Here is a 1,191-nt window from a genome sequence, read left to right as displayed (position 1 = left end):
TCCGGGTAGGGGATCGACAGGTCGAAGATGAGGGGGAACCAGACGAGCAGGAGCACGCCGGTGAGGAAGGTGGGCACGCGCAGGTAGTTGATCCACGGTACCTGCGGTGCGTGTGTGGCCCGGTGTCGGAGGACGGCGTGGGCCGACAGGTCGGCGAGCGAGTACAGGGGTAGCAGGATCAGGTCGTGGAGGATCGCCGCGCCGACGAACCAGATCGCGACCTCGAGCGGGCGGATGGCGAACAGGCGTACCAGGGCGTAGCCGGTGAGGGCGAAGGAGGCGATGAGGACGAGGAGGTGGAGGGGGCCGGAGCCGTACCAGCGGACGAAGCGCGTCATGGTCAGGTCCTGAAGGTGAGTCGGTGTACCCACTTGGTGTTGTTCACGCCGGGGTTGGCCGGGACGATGATGCGGGCGGGGTAGCCGTGGTCGAGTGAGAGGTCGGCGCCGTTGACGCGCAGGGCGAGTAGTGATCGGGGGTCGTGGATCTGGTTGCCCCGCAGGACCACGGAGCTGTAGGGGCCGGGTGGTTGGACGGATTCCACCAGGACGCTTGCGGCGTCGGGCAGGCCTGCCAGGGTGGCGAGGTCGGTCAGTCGCAGGCCGCGCCAGTGCTGGTCGGAGGTGGACCAGCCCTCCACGCAGGCGATGGGCAGGGCGGCGGCGTGTTGGGGCATCGCGAGGAGCTGGGCGCGGGTGAAGACTTGCGCGGGTCCGGGGCCGTGGAGCTCCAGTCGCCAGTCGGGGCCGACGTGTGCGGGGTTGATGCCGACGGCGGCGGCGGTCTTGTTGATCTGGAAGCCGTTCGGGCCGCCGCCGGGATTGCGGTTGTGTGGGGCGAGCAGGGCGGTGCCTCGCAGCCGGCCGCCGATGCTCTGTCCCGCGGTGACCACCAGGAGGAGCAGTGATCCGCCTCCCACCATGGCGAGCGCGCCGCGTCGGGTCATGGTCGGCGGGGCGGGGGCGGTGGGGACCAGGTCGTCGGGGTCGGGTGGCTCGGGCTGGGTGTGGGCGAGGTCGGTGCGCAGCTCGGCGGCCAGGTGGCGGGTGCGCAGGGCGCGGGTCATCCGGCGGAGTTTGAGGCACACGTGGACGACGAAGGCGGCGATGAACACCCAGGCGCCGTAGAAGTGCAGGGTGTAGAAGGAGCCGGGGAAGATGTAGTACAGCTGGATGTTGAGGATCCCGGTGA

2 protein-coding genes are annotated in these 1,191 nt (G+C 70.0%); both read right to left on the bottom strand.

All coding sequences use genetic code 11. The annotated features are described in order from the left end of the window. Positions 1–338 (bottom strand): hypothetical protein (locus ACIGXM_RS37420; protein WP_396568587.1); only part of this gene is annotated, 338 nt, incomplete at its 3' end. A 2-nt stretch (positions 339–340) separates the two neighbouring features. Then, a partial coding sequence (locus tag ACIGXM_RS37415) for a molybdopterin-dependent oxidoreductase (RefSeq protein ID WP_396568586.1) occupies positions 341–1,191 on the bottom strand: 851 nt, incomplete at its 5' end.

Source organism: Kitasatospora sp. NPDC052896, from assembly GCF_044547075.1.
GTDB lineage: Bacteria > Actinomycetota > Actinomycetes > Streptomycetales > Streptomycetaceae > Kitasatospora.
The sequence above is the reverse complement of the archived record's forward strand: the minus strand, read 5'-3'. Positions and strand labels throughout refer to the sequence as shown.